This window comes from Parapedobacter defluvii (assembly GCF_014642075.1).
In the GTDB taxonomy this organism is placed as follows: Bacteria; Bacteroidota; Bacteroidia; order Sphingobacteriales; family Sphingobacteriaceae; genus Parapedobacter; species Parapedobacter defluvii.
Genome location: NZ_BMIK01000013.1, coordinates 126,871 through 147,951, shown reverse-complemented (window position 1 = coordinate 147,951; position 21,081 = coordinate 126,871). Strand labels below are relative to the sequence as shown.

Genomic DNA, 21,081 nt, shown 5'->3' with positions numbered 1-21,081 from the left:
AGGTAATGCATAGGTTTCAGGAAAAAAGAACACCCGCCATTGGCGGGTGTTGGTGGGAGCTACTGGGTTCGAACCAGTGACCCCCTGCTTGTAAGGCAGATGCTCTGAACCAGCTGAGCTAAGCTCCCATTTTATTTTTTGCTCCTTCGTTTCAGTGACCCTCCCGACTTGTTGGTCGGGATGCTCTGAACCAGCTGAGCTAAGCTCCCTTCGTTTTGGGAATGCAAATATAGCGCTGTTAGCCGATATTCAAAATTATTTTTTCATTTTTTTGTGAGCCAAACTTATAGTTGTAGTTTTACGTTTTGATTGGATAGTAGGTAACTGATGAAAAATTCACGCATATTAGTCGTAGACGACGACCCGGATGTGCTAACTGCGGTACGGCTATTACTTAAACAACAAGTAAGCAAAGTTATTACAGAACACAATCCTGAGCAGATTCCATCTATACTTGCAAGAGAAACACCCGATTTGGTGTTGCTGGATATGAATTTCAAAAGTACCATCAACACGGGAAACGAAGGGTTATATTGGCTCGGCCGCATAAAAAGCCTGAAACCCGACTTGCCTGTCGTCATGATCACTGCTTACGGTGCGATTGACCTAGCGGTGACATCGCTCAAACAGGGAGCTGCTGATTTTGTGGTGAAGCCCTGGCAAAATGAACAATTGATCACCGTAATCAGGGGATTACTGTCTAAAAAGGACCGTAAGAAAGCCCCCGAACCCGCAGTGGGTAACGATTCGGAATTTATTGGTGAATCGGAGGTTATGCAAGACCTGCTTTATAAGATCAATAAAATAGCCCCTACTGATGCCAACATTCTTATACTGGGAGAAAATGGAACCGGCAAAGACCTCATCGCAACCGCTATCCACAGGCAATCGACACGAGCGGCTAAACCTTTTATCAAAGTCGATGTAGGCGCGTTGACAGAAAGTTTATTTGAAAGCGAACTGTTCGGCCATAAAAAAGGAGCATTCACCGATGCCCGGGAAGATCGCGTGGGTCGCTTCGAAGCTGCTAACGGCGGGACATTGTTCCTCGACGAAATAGGCAACATTTCCCTTCAGCAGCAAGCTAAGCTGCTCAGTGTGCTTCAAAACCGGCAGGTTATTCCGCTAGGAAGTAATACGCCTATTCCCATCGATATCCGATTGGTCTGTGCAACCAACGTTCCTTTGGCGGATTTAGCGAATGAAAGCCGTTTTCGCAAAGATCTTATTTACCGCATTAATACGGTCGATTTGCAAGTGCCGCCGCTTCGCGAACGGGGGGATGACATTCTTCGAATTGCCCATTATTTCCTTCAAAAATATGCGGAGAAATACCGGAAATCCATAACGGATTTTGACAAAAGCGCCGCGCAGAAACTCCTTAAATATCATTATCCAGGCAATGTCCGGGAGCTTCAATACAGTATTGAGCGTGCCGTCATCATGGCTGACGGAGAAATTCTTGGTGCTGATGATGTCATTTTCTCGGCCATCGAGCAAACACCTCAGAACGGCTCCGCACAGCGGCAAACGCCTGAAGAACATAACCTCGGAGAACTTGAACGCATCACCATCGCCAATGTGGTGGAAAAGCATGGAGGAAACATCAGCAAGGCAGCCAAGGAACTCGGAATTACGCGGACGGCTCTTTACCGGCGGCTGAGTAAATACGATCTTTAATAATGCGGCGATTCCGGCGGTTGATTTTTTTCCGGGCGGTGCTGCTTTTGACGGCGTTGACGGGGCTCGCTTACTTGCTATTCAAAGAGCAATATCTATATGCACTGTTGCTGGGCCCTTTTTGTATCTGGATGCTCACACTTAATTTCCGGTCACAATTGCGGGCCTACAGGGAACTGGAAGAGTTTGCCGAAGCAGCACGGTACCGCGATTTTACACGACATTTCCCACTTAGCCATGCCAGATCAGAATTGCTTCCGCTGCGAAGCGCCTTTAATGAAATAAACGGAGTCTTTAAAAAAATCAGCAGCGAACGAGAAACTCAATACCAATACCTACAGCAAATCCTGGAAATTGTCGATACCGCCATATTATCCTATAATATCGATACACAAGAGGTCGTCTGGATGAATGAGGCGTTCAAAAAACTGTTTGGCATCCCTTATCTGCATAAATTTGAGGCCCTTCAACGGCGGAACGAAGACCTTTATCACAAAACCCTGCAATTGGTCCCGGGCGAACAGACCCTACTCAGTGTGCAGGCTGCACGTGGAAATATCAAGTTGCTGCTCACGGCGAGCCAATTTCAAACACCCGAGGGAAAGTTCCAACTGCTTGTTTATCAGAATGTGAACGAAGCCATAGACGAAACCGAATCCAAAGCCTGGCAGAAATTGTTGAGTGTGCTCACACATGAAATCATGAATTCCATTGCACCCATATCGTCGCTGGCGGATACCTTAAAAAGCCGGTTGGACAACTTACCCAATAACGAAGACCTAGATGACATCCGGCTGGGTACCGAAACCATTAAACGGCGAAGCGAAGGACTGCTGAAGTTTGCAGGTACCTACCGTTCGTTGAATAAGATCGAACGGCCTAACCTCAGCAGGGTGTACGCATCCGAGTTGTTTGAAAACCTATACCAGCTCATGGAGCCTTCGCTCCTCCAGAAAAACATCGAGTTGGATATCATTCTGAAAGATACACAGCTGCAATTGGAACTGGATATAAATCTGATTGAGCAGGTGCTCATCAATCTGTTACTCAATGCAATGGAAGCGGTTAAGGAGGTATCAAACCCCTATATATCGCTTTCTGCCTCTGCGAATGACGGTAAGCCGCAAATCAAAGTAAGCGATAACGGGAAAGGCATACCGCCTGATTTGCTCGAAAGCATTTTTATCCCGTTCTTTACTACACGTAAAACAGGCAGCGGCGTAGGTCTTACCCTAAGTAAGCAAATTATGTTGCTGCATGGCGGTAACATCTTGGTTCAAAGTGAGGAAGGGAAAGGCAGCGTGTTTACATTACAGTTTTAATCATTGATACATGAAGATATTAATGGTATGTCTCGGCAATATATGCCGTTCACCGCTGGCGCATGGTGTGTTACAACACTTGGTTCAACGCAACGGACTTAACTGGACCGTAGACTCTGCGGGCATCGGCGGATGGCATGTAGGCAATCCGCCGGATCACCGTGCGATTGCGGTCGCCAAGCGATACGGGATCGATATCAGCGGGCAACGGGCACAGCAGTTTCATCCTAGTCATCTCGATGCATTTGACCATATCCTAGCCATGGATCGCGAGAATCTCCGCAGTTTGATGGCGCGGACCAAAACAACTGAGCAACGCGCGCGCATACAACTGTTCCTTGAAGACAGTGAAGTTCCCGATCCCTATTACGATAACCAGCTATTTGAGCCCGTTTATCAACTTGTGCAGCAGCGGTGCAATGAGTTGATCGAGCGCTTGAAATAAAGTTCCTTGTCAAAATAAAAAAAGCGCCACCGAAGCGACGCCTTTCCAGATACTAAAACAAACAGTTCATACTATACTAAGTAATTTACCGTTTTCTTCAACATACCCCGGGGAGGGGAATGTTATTTTGTTAAAATCTTGGAGTTCCAAATAACGCTAGTGACATAAACAATACTGTGCCAACAATCTGCACATGTCTGACGGACGGCGATTATTTCCATAAGTCATGGCGACAGGTTTGGAAATCAATAAGATTAATAATGCAGACGTTCTTTCAATCCGCAAGGGTGTGAGGAGCGAATTTTAGTAGCTGTCCGTTTTTTCACACAATGTGTGGAACAAATTCCACAAACTGTTGCCTTGCTGACCACCCACCACGGACCACCATTCACCAAAAACCTGTAGGTTTTTACCTGCAATTTGCCTAAGTTTGTTCGGTGAACGCATCGTTAATCAATCGGAAGTGGGCCGAGTTGCAGTCAGATACTGCAAAGCGGTTTGAGATGGAAAAGCCAGATATCAAAATCATGCTATTCCTGATCGGAGTACAGGAGTTAGGCAAGGGCCCGATGAAGTTTACCAAAAGGCAAAAGGAAGAGCTGATGCATATTGCCACCTGTCGGCTGTTCAGTGCCATGGGTTTTTATGAACTGGAGGGGTTGGACCAGGATGGCTGGCCTCATTGGCGGCTTGTCAAACCGATACCCAACTATACACTTCTGGAACAGGAGATGGTCATCAAATCACTCATCGTCGATTATTTCGAAGAAATCGGAAACTTAGCATGAAACGAATCCTTTCAGTATTAATACTCCTTCTCTTCCATATTTTTTCATCCCAAGCTGCCGTCCCACCCCATAAGTATGTCCGGCTGGTCACCACACAGGGCGAATGCCTGCTGAAACTATATAACGAAACACCGCTCCATCGTAACAACTTTATGAAGCTGGTACGCCAGGGGTATTACAAGGACCTGCTATTCCACCGTGTTATCCACAATTTTATGATCCAGGGTGGCGATCCCGATTCCCGTTATGCTGCGGAGCGCCAACACCTCGGCGAAGGAGGTCCGGGTTATACCATTCCTGCGGAATTTAAAGACAGCCTCTTTCATAAAAAGGGAGTAATCGCTGCAGCGCGTGATGAGAATCCTGAAAAAGCCTCCAGCGGCTCCCAATTCTATATTGTGCAGGGAAGGACATTTACCGATGCGGGCCTTGATAGTTTGGAGCAATTGCGGTTAGGTGGCCGTAAAATCCCGGCTTATCAGCGCCAAGTATATAAAACGTTGGGTGGTACGCCTCATCTCGATCAAAACTACACCGTATTTGGAGAAGTTATTTCCGGCATCGATGTGGTTGATCGCATCGCAAGCGTGGAAACTGACCGTTACGACCGCCCCTTGCAGGACCAACGCATGGATATGATTCCGCTCACCCGTCGGGAAGCCATAAACTTTGAACGTGAACAAGCCGGATTACCTCCCAAAAGTGGTATATTCATTAAATTTTTAGATCTTTTTAAACCCAAATACTGATCCGATCACCCCATCACCGACCCCAGATCACCCACCACCTTTATCTTTTTTTCCGAAAACACGTTTAAAGAAGCCACCTGTTTTTTCGCTTGCTTTTTTCGCCTCCTCGGCCGCATTCATAATTTTTCGCTCCCTTTCAGGGCTGATACCTGCACATTCTTTGATCCCCTGAAGCAAGCTCTGCCAAAGCGTTTTAAAAAATGAATAGGTATGGGGCCGCGTATAGTTGATCCTTCCGGTGTGATACTTGCCGTTTGCATCCGGGTTGCTGTCGTTGATGATAAAACTATTTGCCAAAAAAGAAGCTACTTTCATGGATCCCTTTTTACCCTGATCGTCTATTGTCAGCAAGTTGAGCCGCATATTGTCATAATCAAAACGGAGCGATCCCCTTGATCGGTGGTCATCCGCAGACACGTCAAAGCTCACCCGCTTTATATTGGCGTTGGCTACCTCTGCATTCAAAAGTGGCGTCAAAATCCGATTGAGTGGTTTCCCATTCATGGGGCCAAGCAACCCTTTATAGGTATACGCTCCTTTTTTGTCCAACATGTCAAAAGCAAATGCAACGTTCAATTTGCCGATATCCATTAGGTAGGTTGTCAGGTCGGCCCCCATCGTTTTATTTTGGAGCAGTGCGAGTGAATCATTGGTCACGTTATGAAACACGCCACTCGTTCGGTTAAATGTGATTTTTCCCTCCTTTTGATATTTGCGTCCCACTTCAGCATAACTGATGTCTATGTTATTCAGCACAACCGAGTCGATTTTAAGGGGCTGCTTCATTTTCAGCAGTAGCTGATGAGGTGATTTACCAATCTTGTTGGTGGGGTGTTTTGGGTAACGCAGGTCGTTGGAGATAGCTACCGTGCCACTGTCGATGTGAAGACTGCTTGCGTATAGCTGCTGGTTATTCACAAAACGCTGTAGGTCTATACCCCCCAAGCGTATGGAGGGAAACGAAATCACGGCCATGTCTTTAGCCATCTTTTTCCGCTTGTAAAACTCGTCTTTGCTCATCCGTGGGGCATATTTTAATCCCGTGAGTGTTACCTGTTTGTATAACGTTGCGATCTGTAGTCGATCAAAACTTACGTAATAAAAGCTATCAGGCGTTTCATATCGGAATCCGGGCACATCTACGTCGATAGCGCGCGTGTGAAAGAACCGGGTGGTATCAAACTGAGAGACCGAATCAATCAAAATATCACTCACTTTTACATTCAGGTTGTTTAGTACGGTTTCGTTGGTTGCACTGTCTGTTTTCTTCGAAAATTTGAAGTGAATATCGTTGAAATGTAGATTCCCGACACTTACTTCCTGGAGGATACCCGATATGCGCTGATAAAGTGTTTGCGTATCCCGCTTCGTCACAATTGTGTCGTTATATGCATGGTATCTATTCACGATATGGATACTGGGTGTATCGATGATGATGTCATCAATCTGTAATCTACGGTCAGTCAGAATCCGCCGTGGGTGAAAACTCCGGATCCGCAGGTTTTCAATACGGATGTTGTACGCATTATCCGGTGCCTGTTGCTGTCGCTCCAATTCAGCATACCGCGTGCTGTCTACCATTAGCCGCAGACTTGAGATGGAAGCATTACCAGTGATCAGGTTGAAGTTCAGATCGTCGTATGCAATCAGGTAGAGGCTGTCTGTAGACCGGATAACGGCTTCCTTGATCTGGGCATCCAATATCGGCTTCCAATGGCGGCTCAGATACCAGGCACCTACTACTACGATCACCAGCAAACCTACAATGATGCCGATAACCCATTTCCAAATCGGTTTCATAAACTAAAAGTAATGCTTGTTACAATAATCTTTTTTTATACACCTGACCAAATATCCACGGAGAAACAATAATTGGTTATCAATGTTTTCGTAAAAATACAGATTTGTGGACAAATCGCTACAATGTAAAAAAACAATCGGTGGTTGGCACGGTCGCAAAAAAACAGCTAACTTAGACAGAAATAATATGCACGGTTATCATTTTTCACGCTATACGCCCAGCACATTGCCCAAAGGAGGCTTTGACGAGCTGCTGAAACTTTTCATGCAACTGCTGCAATACACCGCAGGGGATGCCGGAGAGGCTTTGGCCTGGCTCAATGAGTTGGATAAACAATACAACCTGACGAACGACGATTACGGGATCGGTGATTTCATACAGGAACTTAAAGACAAAGGATACCTCAGCGATGATCCCGGTTCGGGCGAATTCCGTATTACGGCAAAAAGCGAACAGACGATCCGTCAATCCGCCCTGGAGGAAATTTTCGGAAAACTCCGAAAAAGCGGACGGGGCAACCACAATAGCAATCTATCGGGTTTGGGCGAAGAAAAAAATGCAGATCGCCGGGAATACCAGTATGGTGACAGCCTGGATCAGATTGACATGACCACATCCATCCACAATGCGCAGATAAACCACGGAATTGGCAACTTTATGCTCACCGAACGGGATCTGGAAGTGGAAGAGCGTGACTACAAGACATTGACATCCACCGTGCTGATGATCGACATTTCCCACAGCATGATTCTCTACGGCGAAGACCGAATCACTCCCGCGAAAAAAGTTGCCATGGCATTAGCAGAGCTGATCCGTACGCGCTACCCGAAGGATACATTGGATATCGTGGTATTTGGCAACGATGCGTGGCCTATTACTCTAAAAGACCTACCCTATCTGCAGGTAGGGCCCTACCATACGAACACACTGGCAGGTTTGGAACTGGCTACCGATCTCTTGCGCCGGCGCAAGACGCACAACAAACAGATCTTCATGATTACAGATGGCAAGCCAACTTGCCTAAAGGAAAATGGGCGCTACTATAAAAATAGCGTCGGACTGGATCGGAAAGTGGTCAACAAAACGCTCAACATGGCCGCACAATGCAAACGTCTCAATATCCCGATCACCACGTTCATGATTGCCCGTGATCCTTATCTGCAGCAATTTGTTCGTCAGTTTACGGAAACTAACGGAGGCAAAGCATTTTACAGCTCCCTTCAAGGACTCGGCGAATACATCTTTGAAGACTACATCCGCAACCGGCGGAAAACGGTGCGTTGATTGGTGACCGGAGGTTAGTAGTGAGTGATCAGTGATCAGTGATGGGGGATGGGTGGTGAGTGGTCAGTGATGGGTGGAGCGTGCAAAAAATAATATAGATAAAAAATGTTGAAATGCATTTTTCAAGTTGTTAACATTAAATTGAAATAATTTTGGAATCAAATTCAAAAAAGAACACCGATCTCCGATCCCCGTCCCCCAATCCCCGGTCACCGATCCCCGACCACCGGTCACCGATCCCCGACCACCCATTGCCGTCTACCTTAGGCGAACTCAAGAAATCAGGATATCAACACCGAACCGTAAAAGAGGAACTCAGGGCCAACCTCATCAAGCAGTTGCAGGAAAACAAAGCCGGTTTTCAGGGCATTGTAGGGTACGATGAAACCGTTATTCCCGAATTGCAGACCGCCATTCTCTCCCGGCATAACATCTTGCTGCTGGGGCTGCGTGGTCAGGCAAAAACCCGTATCGCCCGGCTTATGGTTTACTTGTTGGATGAATACGTACCCTACATAGCGGGCAGTGAACTGTTTGACGACCCGCTGGATCCCATTTCGTGGTATGCCCGCCATGAAATTCAAATTCACGGAGACGACACACCCATTGCATGGCTACACCGTTCGGAGCGTTATACCGAGAAACTGGCTACCCCCGATGTTACAGTGGCCGACTTGGTGGGCGACGTGGATCCCATCAAGGCAGCTACGCTGAAGCTGACCTACAACGATGAACGTGTCATCCACTTTGGACTGATCCCCCGAGCGCACCGTGGTATCTTCGTGATCAACGAGCTTCCCGATCTGCAGGCCCGCATACAGGTTGCGCTGTTCAACATGCTGCAGGAAAAAGACATCCAGATCCGCGGATTCAAACTTCGCCTGCCCCTCGATATCCAGTTTGTATTTACGGCCAACCCCGAAGACTATACCAACCGCGGCTCCATCGTGACCCCGCTCAAAGACCGCATTGAAAGTCAGATCCTCACTCACTATCCCAAGCGCATCGATATCTCCCGGAAGATTACTTTCCAGGAAGCTCGCATCACTCCGGAACAACATGCGGCCATTGAGGTCGATGGCTTGCTGAAGGATTTAGTGGAGCAGGTTGCCTTTGAAGCCCGGCAAAGTGAATTTATCGATCAAAAATCAGGAGTATCAGCGCGCCTCACCATCTCTGCTTATGAAAATCTAGTCAGTGCGGCCGAGCGTAGGCTGCTGATTTCCGGGCAGAAGAAAACGGTAGCTAGGTTGGCTGATTTTTCGGGTATTATCCCTGCCATCACCGGCAAAATTGAGCTGGTGTATGAGGGTGAACTAGAAGGCCCTGTTCATGTGGCACACCGGCTGATCGGCGGTGCTATCAAAACCCTGTTTACCCAATATTTCCCGCATCCAGAGAAAGCCAAAAAGGCGAAGAATGAAAATCCTTACGCTTCCATTGTGGACTGGTTTACGCTTGGAAACGAAGTGTCACTTACCGATGCCCTGTCAGACAGCCAATACAAAAAGACACTTATGGAGGTCCCTGGCTTACATGCATTGGTTAAAAAGTTACATCCCAAGCTGGTCGAAAGTCAACAACTGCTGCTGATGGAATTTGTGCTGCATGGACTGGCGGAATATTCGCAGCTTAGCAAAAATTACCTCCAGGGCGGCATTGGATTTACAGACATGCTGGGCAGCCTTTTCGACGGAGATTTTTCTGAAGAAGATTTTGAGTAGAGGCCGACCCCCGGCCCCCGATCACTGACCCCCGATCCCCGACCCCCACTCAAAAACGGCACGGTGCTCCGGATTGTCCAGTTTCGTACTCTTCCGCCTGCCATAGGCCGTCACGTGCAAAATATTACTTTGCCTGGCAAATTGGTCAAGCAGTAAGCAGTTGTCTATGACAATGCGTTGCACAGCGGTAATCTCCCCCGATTCGAGGTAACACCAGGCCACGTCGTCCTCGATTTCGTATCCGAGGTACCGCAATGCTTGTGGTTTGCCATCTACCGAAAGACTGAGGTGATTTCGCAGATAGCGTGCGATCAAACTATCCGTTTGACCCCGGTTTACCGGATTTATGAGATCAATCGTTGAGCCACCTCCCCCTGCTTTGAGCGCCGTTTCCAGGTCATCGTAAAAAATCCGGCAACTGATTTCCATACGCTGGGCCTCCTTATTGTAGTCAACTGCAGTGATACTTACGTAAAAGGGATGCAACATCAACCACAAAACCTGAAGAAAGAGGTTACTCATATTTTTGACCTTTGATTGTGTTTTCGTTGCAAATTAACGTAATATTGTGATGAATCGTACAACCAAACAGGTGATATGCAGGATTTCGGATTGTATTTCGAGTTGGGCTTACAGCATATTCTGGACTTAGCAGGTTATGACCACATTCTTTTTGTCATTGCCCTTTGCTGTACTTATTTCGTTGCCGATTGGCGGAAAGTCATCGTGCTGGTTACCGCATTCACCATCGGCCATTCCCTGACATTGGCATTAAGTGTATTCAACCTGATCCGGGTGGATACCGCGTTGATTGAATTTCTGATTCCGATCACCATTGTCGTGACGGCTTTCAGCAACATTGCCGCCAGGCGTAGCAGAAGAAGACGGAAGACGAATACCGACTGGCTTACGTACGGTTATGCATTGTTTTTCGGACTCATCCACGGACTGGGATTTTCCAATTACCTGCGTTCGCTGCTCGGCAAAGAAAGCAGCATCACCGGGCCGCTGTTTGCCTTTAACATTGGCTTGGAACTGGGGCAACTGGTCGTCGTTTTTATCGTGTTGATCTTATCCTTCATCGCTACCACCATTTTTTCCGTTTCCAAGCGCGACTGGACATTTTTTCTGTCGGCCGCAGTTTTTGGTATTGCACTGGTAATGGCGTTGGAGCGGGTTTAGTGATGGGTGAACGGTGATGGGTGAACGGTGATGGGTGAACGGTGGTGAGTGGACGGTGATTGTTAAATTAACAGATGATGATATTAACCTATAGGGATCTTGACGTTTGGAAGAATTCGATGAGTTTAGTCGAATATACCTATGAAACTACGCTTTTGTTTCCGAAAGAAGAGATATACGGCCTAACATCTCAGATCAGAAGGGCTTCTGTCTCTGTACCTTCAAATATCGCGGAAGGATTTATGCGCAAAAACACACGTGAATATCTTCAATTTTTATATATTGCACTGGGCTCTCTCGGTGAATTGGATACGCAGTTAGAAATCGCAAAACGATTGAGTTATGTGGTTGATACAGAAAAATTTAACATAGATATAACACTTGTAAGGAAACAGCTATATAGTTTGATTAATACCTTAAAGCAAAGACTTAAGTGATGGATACGCAGCAAATTATCGATCCCCGGTCACTGACCCCCGACCACCGACCACTAATAATCACATTCATCTGCATTACCATACTCTCAATACCGTTCGTCCATGCCCAACACCAAAATAACCCCGGTTCCAACCACGGCAACAAATTCGAGCAGTTAGGCACGTTGCTGAGCGATCCGAATGTATACCGTACAGCTTCGGGAGCACCCGGGCACCAGTATTGGCAGCAGAAGGCCGACTACGTCATTGACGTAGAGGTAGACGACCAAAACCAGCGGGTTATCGGATCGGAAACCATCACCTACACCAATAATTCGCCCGACCCGCTTTCCTACCTTTGGATCCAGTTGGACGAAAATGAACACAAAGCCGACGCGGAAAACAAGAAATTCGACGAAAGCTCGCTCAGTGAGCAGATGACCACCAACCAGTTGCAAAGCCTTATCGGCGGCGACAACGATTTGGGTGTCAAGATACAGAAAGTCGCGGATGGAGCCGGAAAGCCCCTTACCTATACAATCAACCACACCATGATGCGGGTGGAGCTTCCTGCCGTATTGAAACCCGGAGCCAAATTTGTGCTTCAGATTGAGTGGCAATACAACATCAGCGACCGCATGGTGGAAGGTGGCCGTGGCGGCTATGAATACTTTGCCGAAGATGGCAACTACCTATACACCATTACGCAATGGTACCCGCGTATGGCGGTCTACTCGGATTTTCAGGGGTGGCAAAACAAACAGTTCACAGGCCGGGGCGAATTCGCCTTGGTGTTTGGGGATTTCAAGGTAAACATCACCGTTCCGGCAGACCACATAGTAGGTGCCACGGGCGAGTGCCGTAACTATGCCAATGTACTCACGGCCGCTCAATTGGATCGGTGGAAACAAGCACAGCAGGCTGACGAGCCTGTTGAGGTGGTGACGCTCGATGAAGCCCGCCAGGCGATGAAAGGCAAGGCTACCGGCAAAAAGACCTGGATATATGAAGCCAAGAATGTGCGCGATTTCGCTTTTGTTACTTCCCGCCGCCTGGTTTGGGATGCGATGCGTGTCAAAGAAGGCATCGAAGGCCATACGCCCATGGCCATGTCGTACTATGGCCCCGAAGCGTATCCGCTATACCGCCCCTATTCCACTAAAGTGGTGGCGCATACCCTCAAGGTATACTCCAAGCATACCCTGCCCTACCCTTATCCGGTCGCGATTTCGGTAGAAGCTTCCAACGGCATGGAATACCCCATGATCTGCTTCAACTACGGGCGGGCCGATAAAGACGGGACTTATTCCGAAGCAACCAAATACGGCATGATCAGCGTGATTATCCACGAAGTAGGGCACAATTTTTTTCCCATGATCGTCAACTCTGATGAGCGGCAGTGGACTTGGATGGATGAAGGGCTCAATACCTTCTGCCAGTTTCTGGCTGAGCAGGAATGGGATAAAGATTACCCCTCGCGGCGGGGGCCGGCACATAAGATTGTGGATTACATGAAGCTGCCCAAAGACCAGCTGGAGCCCATCATGACCAACTCCGAAAACATTGTGCAGTTTGGTCCCAATGCCTACGCAAAACCCGCAACGGCACTCAATATCCTGCGGGAAACGGTGATGGGCCGGGAGCTGTTTGACTACGCCTTTAAAGAATATGCACGGCGGTGGGCCTTTAAGCACCCCACTCCGGCCGATTTCTTCCGGACCATGGAAGATGCCTCTGCAGTAGATCTTGACTGGTTCTGGCGGGGTTGGTTTTTCGGTATCGACCCAGTGGATATTTCCCTTGACGATGTACAGCACTTCCAACCCCTGGGAAACCTACAGGACGCACAGACTACTGAGAGACAAGCCTACGAGAAAGATCTGAATACGGTAACACGCCAGCGCAATATAGAGGAAGGGGTAAATTTTGCTGTGGAGGCCGATACCAACTTACAGGATTTTTACAACAAGTGGGATCGTTTTGAAATCGACGGAGAGAACCAAAAAGCCTTTGGACAATACTACCAATCGCTATCGCCCGAAGAGAAAGCCCTGTATGACGGTACCTATCACTTTTATCAATTGAAATTTTCCAACAAAGGCGGGTTGGTGATGCCGATTATTTTACAGTGGACCTTTGCCGATGGGACTACCGAAATTGAACGCATTCCCGCCTACATCTGGCGCAAAAACGAAAACGAGGTAACCAAAGTATTTGCAAAAACCAAAGAGGTGACCGCCGTGCTGGTAGACCCCTTGCGGGAAACCGGTGACATTGACGAAGACAACAACGCTTGGCCACGCCAGCATGCGCCCACGCGGTTCGAGCTGTTCAAGCAGCAACAGGGACCAGCACGCGGCGAGTCCACAGGACCTAATCCCATGCAGCGGGCGAGAGGTGGTGGGTGATTGGTTGTGAGTGATCGGTGGTCAGTGATCGGTGAAGGGTGGTCGGTTGGGTCGATATAAGCAGAAAGAAGAATTGAAAATTTCGGAACAAAAACTGAGGGATTTTACAGTTAACGTATTCAAGGCCATGGGCTGCCCCGAGGCAGATGCCGAGCTGGCGGCAGATGTATTACTGGCGGCTGACCTGCGTGGTATTGACTCACACGGTGTTGCCCGGCTCAGCGGTTACGTACGGCTATGGGAAGGTGGCCGGCTCAATCCCGCTCCTCATATCCGCATAGTGCACGAAACTCCGACAACCGCCACGGTTGATGGCGATCGTGGCCTGGGGCTTGTCACTGCACCTTTTGCGATGAATCTTGCCATCGAGAAAGCACGGCAATACGGGTCCGGTTGGGTATCCATCCGCAACTCCAATCACTTCGGTATTGCCGGCTACCATGCGCTCAGAGCCGTTGAGCAGGAAATGATCGGCTATGCGCTCACGAATGCCAGTCCGTTGGTTGCCCCCACCTTTTCATCCGAACGGCTGTTGGGTACCAATCCGATTTGTTATGCATTTCCCGCGGGCAGCTACCCACCGGTAGTGGTCGATATGGCTACTTCTGCCGCTGCCAATGGCAAGCTGGAGGTCGCTGAACGTGCCGGTAAACCGATTCCTGAAGGGTGGGTGCTTGATGCAGAAGGCCAGCCTACCACCGATGCAACCGCCGTTAAACAGGGCGGGACCCTGCTCCCTTTGGGAAGCGACCGCGACCACGGCAGCCACAAAGGCTTTGGCCTTTCCGCCATTGTCGACATCCTTTCCGGCGTATTGTCCGGTGCCAATTATGGGCCATGGGTACCCCCTTTTGTGGCTTATCTCCAACCGGTAGCCGACCAACCCGGCCAGGGGATTGGTCATTTCGTCGGTGCCATGCGCGTGGATGGATTCCGTCCTGTAGCTGAGTTCAAGGCCAACATGGATCAGTGGATTACACGCTTCAAACAAGCCAAACGCGTGGACAATGAACAGCCCGTCATCATCCCTGGAGAGCCGGAATACGAGGCTGCACTGGATCGCCGGAAAAATGGGATTCCCTTGGTTGAGGCAGTATGGCAGGATTTAAATGCATTAGCTGCTAAATTTGGAATCACACCCCCCTGAATCCTGACCACCGGCCACCCATCACTGACCACCCATCACCGACCACCCATCACTGACCACCCATCACTGACCACTGACCACCCACCACCCATCACTGACCACCCATCACCGACCACTCACTACCCCCATCGTTCCTTCACGTATACTACGCCAAATCATCTTAAAAAACGAAAAGTCCAGGGGTCGGTCTATGTACACGTTCCCTGTATGGCGTACACCATTGGCATCCGGATTACTATCGTGGAGTAAAAACCGGTTGGCGAAAAATGAAAGAACAGGGAACTTTACCTTCAGCTTGTCGTAGTCCAGTTGCAAGGTACCTTTTGTTCGAAGGTCATTGGCCTCCATTTCAAAACGTAATCCCTTTATCGCGGCACTTTCGACTTCCACATTAAGATGTGGTGTAATCATGCGGTTAAAAGCAGTTCCATCCATAGCAGCCAGTTTTGCGGTATAGGTATGTGCTCCCAAACTATCCAACAAATCGAAACGAAAATCCACCGATAAATTGCCAGTGCCCATTACGCGTGAGCGCGCATGCAGCCGCATGTACCGGTCCTGGGTCAAAACAGAAGAATCGTTGGTTACGTTCCGGAAGATGCCGCTGGTTTGTTCAAAGGTTACGGTTCCCGCTTTTCCGGTTTGATCGCTTACCTCGGTAAAGCGGACATCCATTGCGCTGAATAGGATTGAGTCGATGGACAGGGGCTGTTTCAGGCGTAGCAATTGCTGATGCGGAGATTTACCGATTTTATTTTCCGGCGGATTGGGTTGTGTTTTGTCCTTATAGATCGTTATACTCCCGCTGTCGATGTGTAGGGCTTCTGCTGCCAGTAGCTTCCTTTTTACCCAACTTGATCCATTGATCCCCGTTAAACGGATGCGCGCCACCGTCATATCCGCTATATCTTTCGCTTGGCGTACCCGGCGATAAAATTCAGCCTTACTCACGGTAATACCATAGTGCAGGCTGTCGACCAACAGTTCCCGCCCCTCCGTTTGGAAATGTAGCGGTCCGGCATGAAGAACATAAAGACTGTCCGGCCGGAGGTAATCCAACTTCTGTACCCGTATATCGATAGACCCTGCACCATATAAACGGGAAGTATCCCGGAAGGACGTCGAATCAATACGGATATCCCGTGCGGTTACGTTAATATGTTGAACCTGCAAGTGGGCCGCATTGCCTTCTTCCTTCGTTTCCAATTGGCCTCCCCGCAGGACGAAGCGTTTCACCCGTATGTGGGATACTGCCTCATTTAGTTTTTTCATCAGTGGCTTCGAACCAGTATCTACGGTAGTAGTATCGTTTTTCGGATGGAGAAGCAGGGTTACCGACGGTGTATCAAGCACAATCGTATTTATATGTAACTGGTTAGCGATAAGTAGCCTAAGCAACCCCGCGCCGCTGATCTGCAGCCGGCTTATGTGCGCCTGGTGAGTTTTACTTTCCACCCTCACATCCGTTGCCGTTATATTCCCGCGAAGCAGGGATAAACTCAGCCGATCATATGCCAATCGGTATTGGCCGTCTGTCTCGGAAAGGATACGCTCTTTCAGTTTTGCCGCTAACTTGGGCTTTACACGGTGGTTTACGTACCAGTTGACTGAAAATAGGATAACGATTAGGCCCGCGGTTATACCGATCGCCCACTTCCAAAAGGGTCTCATTACGGAAGAAAACGCAGGAGGAGTTTAAAATGTTTGATTTATAACGTTGAATGCGTAACTTTGTGTTCCATTGGAATTAACATACGAGAAACCATGATCGCATTAAACCCTCAATATATTACAGATACTGCCGGTAATAGGCTTGTGGTTTTGCGCGATGCTGAATTTGAAAAATTACTCCAAGAATTGGAAGAATTAGAAGACATAAGGCTTTATGACGAAGTCAAGAAGTCTGATAATGGTACTCGGACTTCGCTTGAAGAATATATAGTGAAACGCAAACTAAACCATGCCTAAATACGCTGTTGTATTAACCAAGAAAGCTGAAAAACAACTTGATAAACTTCCTGACCAAATCGCATCGTCAATTCTTCAATCTATTTCTTCCTTAGCAGATAATCCCCGACCATTTGGTTATAAAAAATTAAAAGGACGGGATGCTTACCGGATCCGGAGCGGTGATTATCGAATTATTTATGAAATTGTAGATAGTCAATTGATTATTGATGTTATTGCAATTGGTCACCGAAAAAATATTTACGAATAACTAACTGCCTTCATCAAACATCCAACGCCAAGCGCGCCTCTTTGTTGATAATATCGGCTATGCTGGTATCATTCAGGATTTGAAGCATTGCATTGCGCACGTCAATAAACGTGTCCCTTATCCCGCAAACCTCTTCCGATTTGCATTCATCGCAGCTCCGGTAAAAGTTCAGGCTTACACAAGGCAACAGCGCAATGGGACCATCAATCAGGCGCATCACCTGGGAAAGGCGGATGTCTTCCGGTGCTTTGTTGAGGCTATAGCCTCCCCCCGCGCCCTTCTTGCTATACAGGATTCCCGCGTTACGCATTTCCAGCAGAATTTGTTCCAGGAATTTCTTTGGAATGCGCTCCTCCTCTGCAATGCGTAAGATCTGCATCGGCTCCTTGCCGTAATTCCGGCCTAGGACGATCAGTGCTTTGATGGCATATTTGGTTTTTTTGGATAACATTCCGAATTGTTAATAAATAACAAAGGTACGAATTAACTATCCATTTGCAAAACCGCAATTCAGCCTCTTTGCGATTCCGCGTCTTCGCTAATACGCTTGTATCAACACATCTTTTCTTTTGAGCTGCTCCTGCCGTAGATGAACCTGATAGCCCCCCACAAAAAACGGGAGGAAACGGATGCTAAAATAACAAATTTTGCGATTTCATTCGCAAAATTTATAGTATATTTGCGAATGAAATCGCAAAATTCATGATTAATAGAGATATTACCCAGTCTGTGCACGGCCGACTTGCTGACGAAAAAGCGATCATTCTTTTGGGGCCCCGGCAGGTTGGTAAAAGTACCTTATTAAAGCAGCTTGCCCCGGCATTCCAGCAAAAGGTTGTTGAATGGAGCGGAGATGACGCAGATGTGCGTACACTGTTGGCCAATCCCACTGCAACGATGCTCAGGCAGTATATCGGTGCGGCCAAGACGCTGGTCATCGACGAAGCCCAGCGCATCGAGAACATCGGTTTGTGCATTAAACTTATCGTGGATCAGATTCCGGGCGTTAAGGTTATTGCAACCGGGTCTTCTGCATTTGATTTGGCAAATCGGATCAACGAACCGCTCACCGGCCGCAAGTGGGAATACCGCCTATATCCCTTTTCGTTCGGCGAAATGGTGAACCATCATGGTTTTATGGAAGAAAACCGGCTTTTAAACCATCGGCTGATTTACGGCTATTATCCGGAGATCGTGAATAATCCGGGCGAGGAAGAAGTACGACTGAAGCAATTGTCCGGTAGTTACCTGTATAAAGACATCCTCACGTGGGAACGCATACAGAAACCAGACAAAATGGAACGGCTCGTTCAGGCGCTGGCTTTTCAGCTGGGCAATGAGGTGTCCTTTAATGAGTTGGGGCAACTGACCGGACTGGACAATGAGACGACCGAGAAATACGTCGATCTGCTTGAAAAGTCGTTCATCGTCTTCCGGCTGGGATCGCTTAGCCGAAACCTACGCAACGAGTTGAAAAAAAGCCGGAAATTCTATTTCTACGACAACGGGCTCCGCAATGCGGTTATCAATCAATTCAGTCCGGTTGCCTTGCGGCAGGACATCGGAGCGCTTTGGGAAAATTTTGTTGTAAGCGAACGGGTCAAATACCTGGCTTATCGGGAGATCAATTGCAACCGCTACTTTTGGCGGACACACGCACAGCAGGAAGTCGATTACATCGAGGAACGAAACGGCCAAATGAACGCGTACGAATTCAAATGGAATGTCAACACCAAAGCCCGCTTTCCCAAAACATTCCTGGATGCATACCCGGGTACGGAGGCCCATATCCTAACTCCCGAAAACTTCCAGGCGTTTTTGCTTGAGAGCTAAATTTCTCCGTTGCACTTTTCCAAAAAAAGAGTACTTTTGTTGCTCAATTGGTTTGTCGTTTACATGCTTGATTCACTCATTACCTCCAAAACCCGTTTACGTTTGCTGGTGAAATTTTTCATCAATGCGGCCAACCGCGGCCACATGCGGGGGCTGGCCGAGGAATTTAATGAATCCACCAATGCCATCCGCAAGGAATTGAATAACCTTTCCGAAGCGGGGTATTTGGAGAAAGAAGCCCAGCAGAACCGTGTCTCGTACCGGGCGAATGTGAAGCATCCGTTGTTTGGCTCGTTGCAGGATATCGTGCACAAATATTTGGGATTGGACCGAATTGTCGAAACCGTGCTGAGCCGAATGGGTGAGGTGGAGCAGGTTGTGTTGATGGGAGACTATGCCGAAGGAAGGGACACCGGAACCATTGAAGTGGCCATCGTGGGGCCTGCGCTGAATACCGAGTATCTGGAGCGGCTTACCCCCAAGGTGGAGGAATTAATTGGGCGGAAGGTGGAGTTTACAATTAACGGCACAAAATTGGATAAAGGATTGGTTTTGTATGAGCAATAAAAATGCTTAACGAAAAACAAATAGTGCAATACTTAACTGACCTGGAAAGTGAACAGGTAGAGCGGACGGTGTCTACAAATAACCTAGACAAGTTCTGCGAAGCCATTTGTGCGTTCTCCAACGATGTGGCCAATACCAAGGCTCCGGGCTATCTTTTTATCGGAGTGGCAGACAATGGCCGGCTATCCGGATTACGGGCCACGGACAAGTTATTGAAGGATTTGGCCAATATTCGTTCAGACGGCAATATCCTGCCTCAGCCCGCCATGTCCGTTTATAAGCAATTTTTCCCCGAGGGAGACGTTATTGTCATCGAAGTTAAGCCCGCGTTATTTCCTCCGGTTCGGTACAAAGGCAAGATCTGGATCCGCGTGGGCGCTCGAAAAGCAGTGGCCAATGAATCTGAAGAGCGGATATTGATGGAAAAGAGAAGTATTCAGGGTGCCACGTTTGACCTACGGCCTTGTGCCGAAGCATCGCTGTCAGATTTAAAGACCGATTTATTCAACGGCTATTATTTACCCAGGGCTGTAGACAGGAAAATTCTGGAGCAAGATAAGCGGCCGGTTGAATACAAACTTGCATCTCTCCGATTTTACGATATTAAGAGTCATTGCCCCACGCATGCAGGTATCCTGCTTTTTGGTATCAATCCGGAGTATTACTATTTTGGAGCCTATATCCAATATGTGCGATTTGAGGGAAAAGACGTAGCGTCAAAAGTTGTCAACGAACATAAATTTACCGGCGATCTGGTTACTGTCCTGGGCAAGCTTGATACGTTCATCGAAACCACTATCGAGCAGAAACATCCCGTTTTTGTCAGCGCATTACGTGAAGAAACAAGAAGAAGTTATCCACATTTAGCCATTCGGGAATTATTGATGAATGCCGTGATGCATCGAGATTATGAGTCCAATGCACCAGTCAAATTCTATGAATTTGCCGACCGACTCGAGGTGGTCAATCCGGGCGGGTTATACGGAAATGCGCGCCCTGAAAATTTTCCAACGGTAAATGATTATCGAAACCCCATCTTGGCGGAAGCCATGAAGGTGCTTGGTTATGTAAACCGCTTCAATAGAGGTATACTGAGTGTACAGCAAGAACTGACCGAAAACGGCAATGGAAAGGCTATTTTCGACTTTGATAAAATGACCGTATTCGGTGTAACGGTTTATAACGCCGTAGAGTTGCTTCGCGATGGTCTAGGAGAAAAGGTCGGAGAAAAGGTCGGAGAAAAGGTCGGAGAAAAGGTCGGAGAAAAGGTGACACAAAACCAAGAAGTGATTTTGACAGCTATTAAAGGCAATTCTAGAATAACAGCCAAAGAATTGGCGATTATCGTGGGTATATCGGATCGGAAAATAGAAGAGAATATAAGGAAGTTAAAAGAATTAGGAAAAATAAAGCGAATCGGGCCGGCCAAAGGTGGGCACTGGGAAATAGTTGATTGAGTAACGCCGCAAATAGGCGGATTCGCAGAATCGCGATTTTGCAAATCCGCGAATCACCAA

Annotated in this window: 19 protein-coding genes, 1 tRNA gene and 1 pseudogene; 16 read left to right on the top strand and 5 right to left on the bottom strand. The window is 47.9% G+C overall.

The genetic code is table 11. The features are described 5' to 3' along the window. Window positions 1–50: 50 nt before the first annotated feature. A tRNA-Val gene (locus tag IEX60_RS17315) sits at window positions 51–128 on the bottom strand. A 199-nt stretch (window positions 129–327) separates the two neighbouring features. Between IEX60_RS17315 and IEX60_RS17310 the strand changes: the two genes are divergently transcribed. The 5 genes from IEX60_RS17310 to IEX60_RS17290 all read left to right on the top strand — a co-directional run bounded on the left by IEX60_RS17310 (window position 328) and on the right by IEX60_RS17290 (window position 4,984). Further along, window positions 328–1,680 (top strand): sigma-54-dependent transcriptional regulator, encoded by a 1,353-nt coding sequence (locus tag IEX60_RS17310; RefSeq protein WP_188752659.1) that lies wholly within the window; start codon window positions 328–330, stop codon window positions 1,678–1,680. Between the two features lie 2 nt (window positions 1,681–1,682). Continuing rightward, complete coding sequence (locus tag IEX60_RS17305) at window positions 1,683–3,002, top strand: sensor histidine kinase (RefSeq protein ID WP_188752658.1); 1,320 nt, start codon at window positions 1,683–1,685, stop codon at window positions 3,000–3,002. A gap of 10 nt (window positions 3,003–3,012) precedes the next feature. Then, window positions 3,013–3,447, top strand: a complete 435-nt coding sequence (locus IEX60_RS17300) for a low molecular weight protein-tyrosine-phosphatase (protein WP_188752657.1) — start codon at window positions 3,013–3,015, stop codon at window positions 3,445–3,447. A gap of 437 nt (window positions 3,448–3,884) precedes the next feature. Next, window positions 3,885–4,235 carry a hypothetical protein gene (locus IEX60_RS17295; RefSeq protein WP_188752656.1) on the top strand — a complete coding sequence of 117 codons (351 nt, stop codon included), beginning with the start codon at window positions 3,885–3,887 and terminating at the stop codon, window positions 4,233–4,235. Further along, window positions 4,232–4,984, top strand: a complete 753-nt coding sequence (locus tag IEX60_RS17290) for a peptidylprolyl isomerase (protein WP_188752655.1) — start codon at window positions 4,232–4,234, stop codon at window positions 4,982–4,984. Before IEX60_RS17295 ends, IEX60_RS17290 begins: the two co-directional genes overlap by 4 nt. A gap of 27 nt (window positions 4,985–5,011) precedes the next feature. Here IEX60_RS17290 and IEX60_RS17285 read toward each other — a convergent pair whose 3' ends face one another. After that, window positions 5,012–6,784 carry a hypothetical protein gene (locus IEX60_RS17285; RefSeq protein WP_188752654.1) on the bottom strand — a complete coding sequence of 591 codons (1,773 nt, stop codon included), beginning with the start codon at window positions 6,782–6,784 and terminating at the stop codon, window positions 5,012–5,014. A 187-nt stretch (window positions 6,785–6,971) separates the two neighbouring features. On the opposite strand from IEX60_RS17285, the gene IEX60_RS17280 reads away from it, so the two are divergent. Beyond that, on the top strand, window positions 6,972–8,069 hold the full coding sequence (locus tag IEX60_RS17280) for a vWA domain-containing protein (protein ID WP_188752653.1): 1,098 nt from the start codon (window positions 6,972–6,974) through the stop codon (window positions 8,067–8,069). Between the two features lie 251 nt (window positions 8,070–8,320). Next, a complete protein-coding gene (locus IEX60_RS17275) occupies window positions 8,321–9,793 on the top strand; it encodes a sigma 54-interacting transcriptional regulator (RefSeq protein WP_188752667.1) in 1,473 nt (490 codons plus the stop codon). A gap of 21 nt (window positions 9,794–9,814) precedes the next feature. Here IEX60_RS17275 and IEX60_RS17270 read toward each other — a convergent pair whose 3' ends face one another. Next, window positions 9,815–10,315: a DUF6702 family protein gene (locus IEX60_RS17270; protein WP_188752652.1), complete on the bottom strand. Its 501-nt coding sequence runs from the start codon at window positions 10,313–10,315 to the stop codon at window positions 9,815–9,817. A gap of 72 nt (window positions 10,316–10,387) precedes the next feature. Between IEX60_RS17270 and IEX60_RS17265 the strand changes: the two are divergent. From IEX60_RS17265 to IEX60_RS17250, 4 genes and pseudogenes are all read left to right on the top strand, one after another. Continuing rightward, window positions 10,388–10,975, top strand: a pseudogene (locus IEX60_RS17265) (HupE/UreJ family protein); the annotation flags it as partial. Between the two features lie 74 nt (window positions 10,976–11,049). Beyond that, window positions 11,050–11,412: a four helix bundle protein gene (locus IEX60_RS17260; RefSeq protein WP_229717619.1), complete on the top strand. Its 363-nt coding sequence runs from the start codon at window positions 11,050–11,052 to the stop codon at window positions 11,410–11,412. Further along, complete coding sequence (locus tag IEX60_RS17255; protein WP_188752650.1) at window positions 11,412–13,799, top strand: M1 family metallopeptidase; 2,388 nt, start codon at window positions 11,412–11,414, stop codon at window positions 13,797–13,799. Before IEX60_RS17260 ends, IEX60_RS17255 begins: the two co-directional genes overlap by 1 nt. A 73-nt stretch (window positions 13,800–13,872) precedes the next feature. Continuing rightward, a complete protein-coding gene (locus IEX60_RS17250; protein WP_188752649.1) occupies window positions 13,873–14,946 on the top strand; it encodes an Ldh family oxidoreductase in 1,074 nt (357 codons plus the stop codon). A 105-nt stretch (window positions 14,947–15,051) separates the two neighbouring features. Here the strand turns inward: IEX60_RS17250 and IEX60_RS17245 are convergent, their stop codons facing one another. Then, complete coding sequence (locus IEX60_RS17245; RefSeq protein ID WP_188752648.1) at window positions 15,052–16,617, bottom strand: AsmA family protein; 1,566 nt, start codon at window positions 16,615–16,617, stop codon at window positions 15,052–15,054. A 93-nt stretch (window positions 16,618–16,710) separates the two neighbouring features. Here IEX60_RS17245 and IEX60_RS17240 point away from each other — a divergent pair, with 93 nt between their 5' ends. Both IEX60_RS17240 and IEX60_RS17235 read left to right on the top strand, forming a co-directional pair. Then, complete coding sequence (locus IEX60_RS17240) at window positions 16,711–16,914, top strand: hypothetical protein (protein WP_188752647.1); 204 nt, start codon at window positions 16,711–16,713, stop codon at window positions 16,912–16,914. After that, window positions 16,907–17,164 carry a type II toxin-antitoxin system RelE family toxin gene (locus tag IEX60_RS17235; RefSeq protein WP_188752646.1) on the top strand — a complete coding sequence of 86 codons (258 nt, stop codon included), beginning with the start codon at window positions 16,907–16,909 and terminating at the stop codon, window positions 17,162–17,164. The genes IEX60_RS17240 and IEX60_RS17235 overlap by 8 nt, the downstream gene beginning before the upstream one ends. A 13-nt stretch (window positions 17,165–17,177) precedes the next feature. Here the strand turns inward: IEX60_RS17235 and IEX60_RS17230 are convergent, their stop codons facing one another. Next, window positions 17,178–17,615, bottom strand: coding sequence for an RrF2 family transcriptional regulator (locus IEX60_RS17230; RefSeq protein ID WP_188752645.1), 438 nt, complete (start codon window positions 17,613–17,615; stop codon window positions 17,178–17,180). 251 nt (window positions 17,616–17,866) lie between these two features. Here IEX60_RS17230 and IEX60_RS17225 point away from each other — a divergent pair, with 251 nt between their 5' ends. From IEX60_RS17225 to IEX60_RS17215, 3 genes are all read left to right on the top strand, one after another. Then, complete coding sequence (locus IEX60_RS17225; protein ID WP_188752644.1) at window positions 17,867–18,997, top strand: ATP-binding protein; 1,131 nt, start codon at window positions 17,867–17,869, stop codon at window positions 18,995–18,997. Window positions 18,998–19,060: 63 nt separating this feature from the next. Further along, window positions 19,061–19,564, top strand: a complete 504-nt coding sequence (locus IEX60_RS17220; RefSeq protein ID WP_188752643.1) for a helix-turn-helix domain-containing protein — start codon at window positions 19,061–19,063, stop codon at window positions 19,562–19,564. 23 nt (window positions 19,565–19,587) lie between these two features. Then, window positions 19,588–21,021, top strand: a complete 1,434-nt coding sequence (locus tag IEX60_RS17215; protein ID WP_229717618.1) for an RNA-binding domain-containing protein — start codon at window positions 19,588–19,590, stop codon at window positions 21,019–21,021. Window positions 21,022–21,081: the final 60 nt, after the last annotated feature.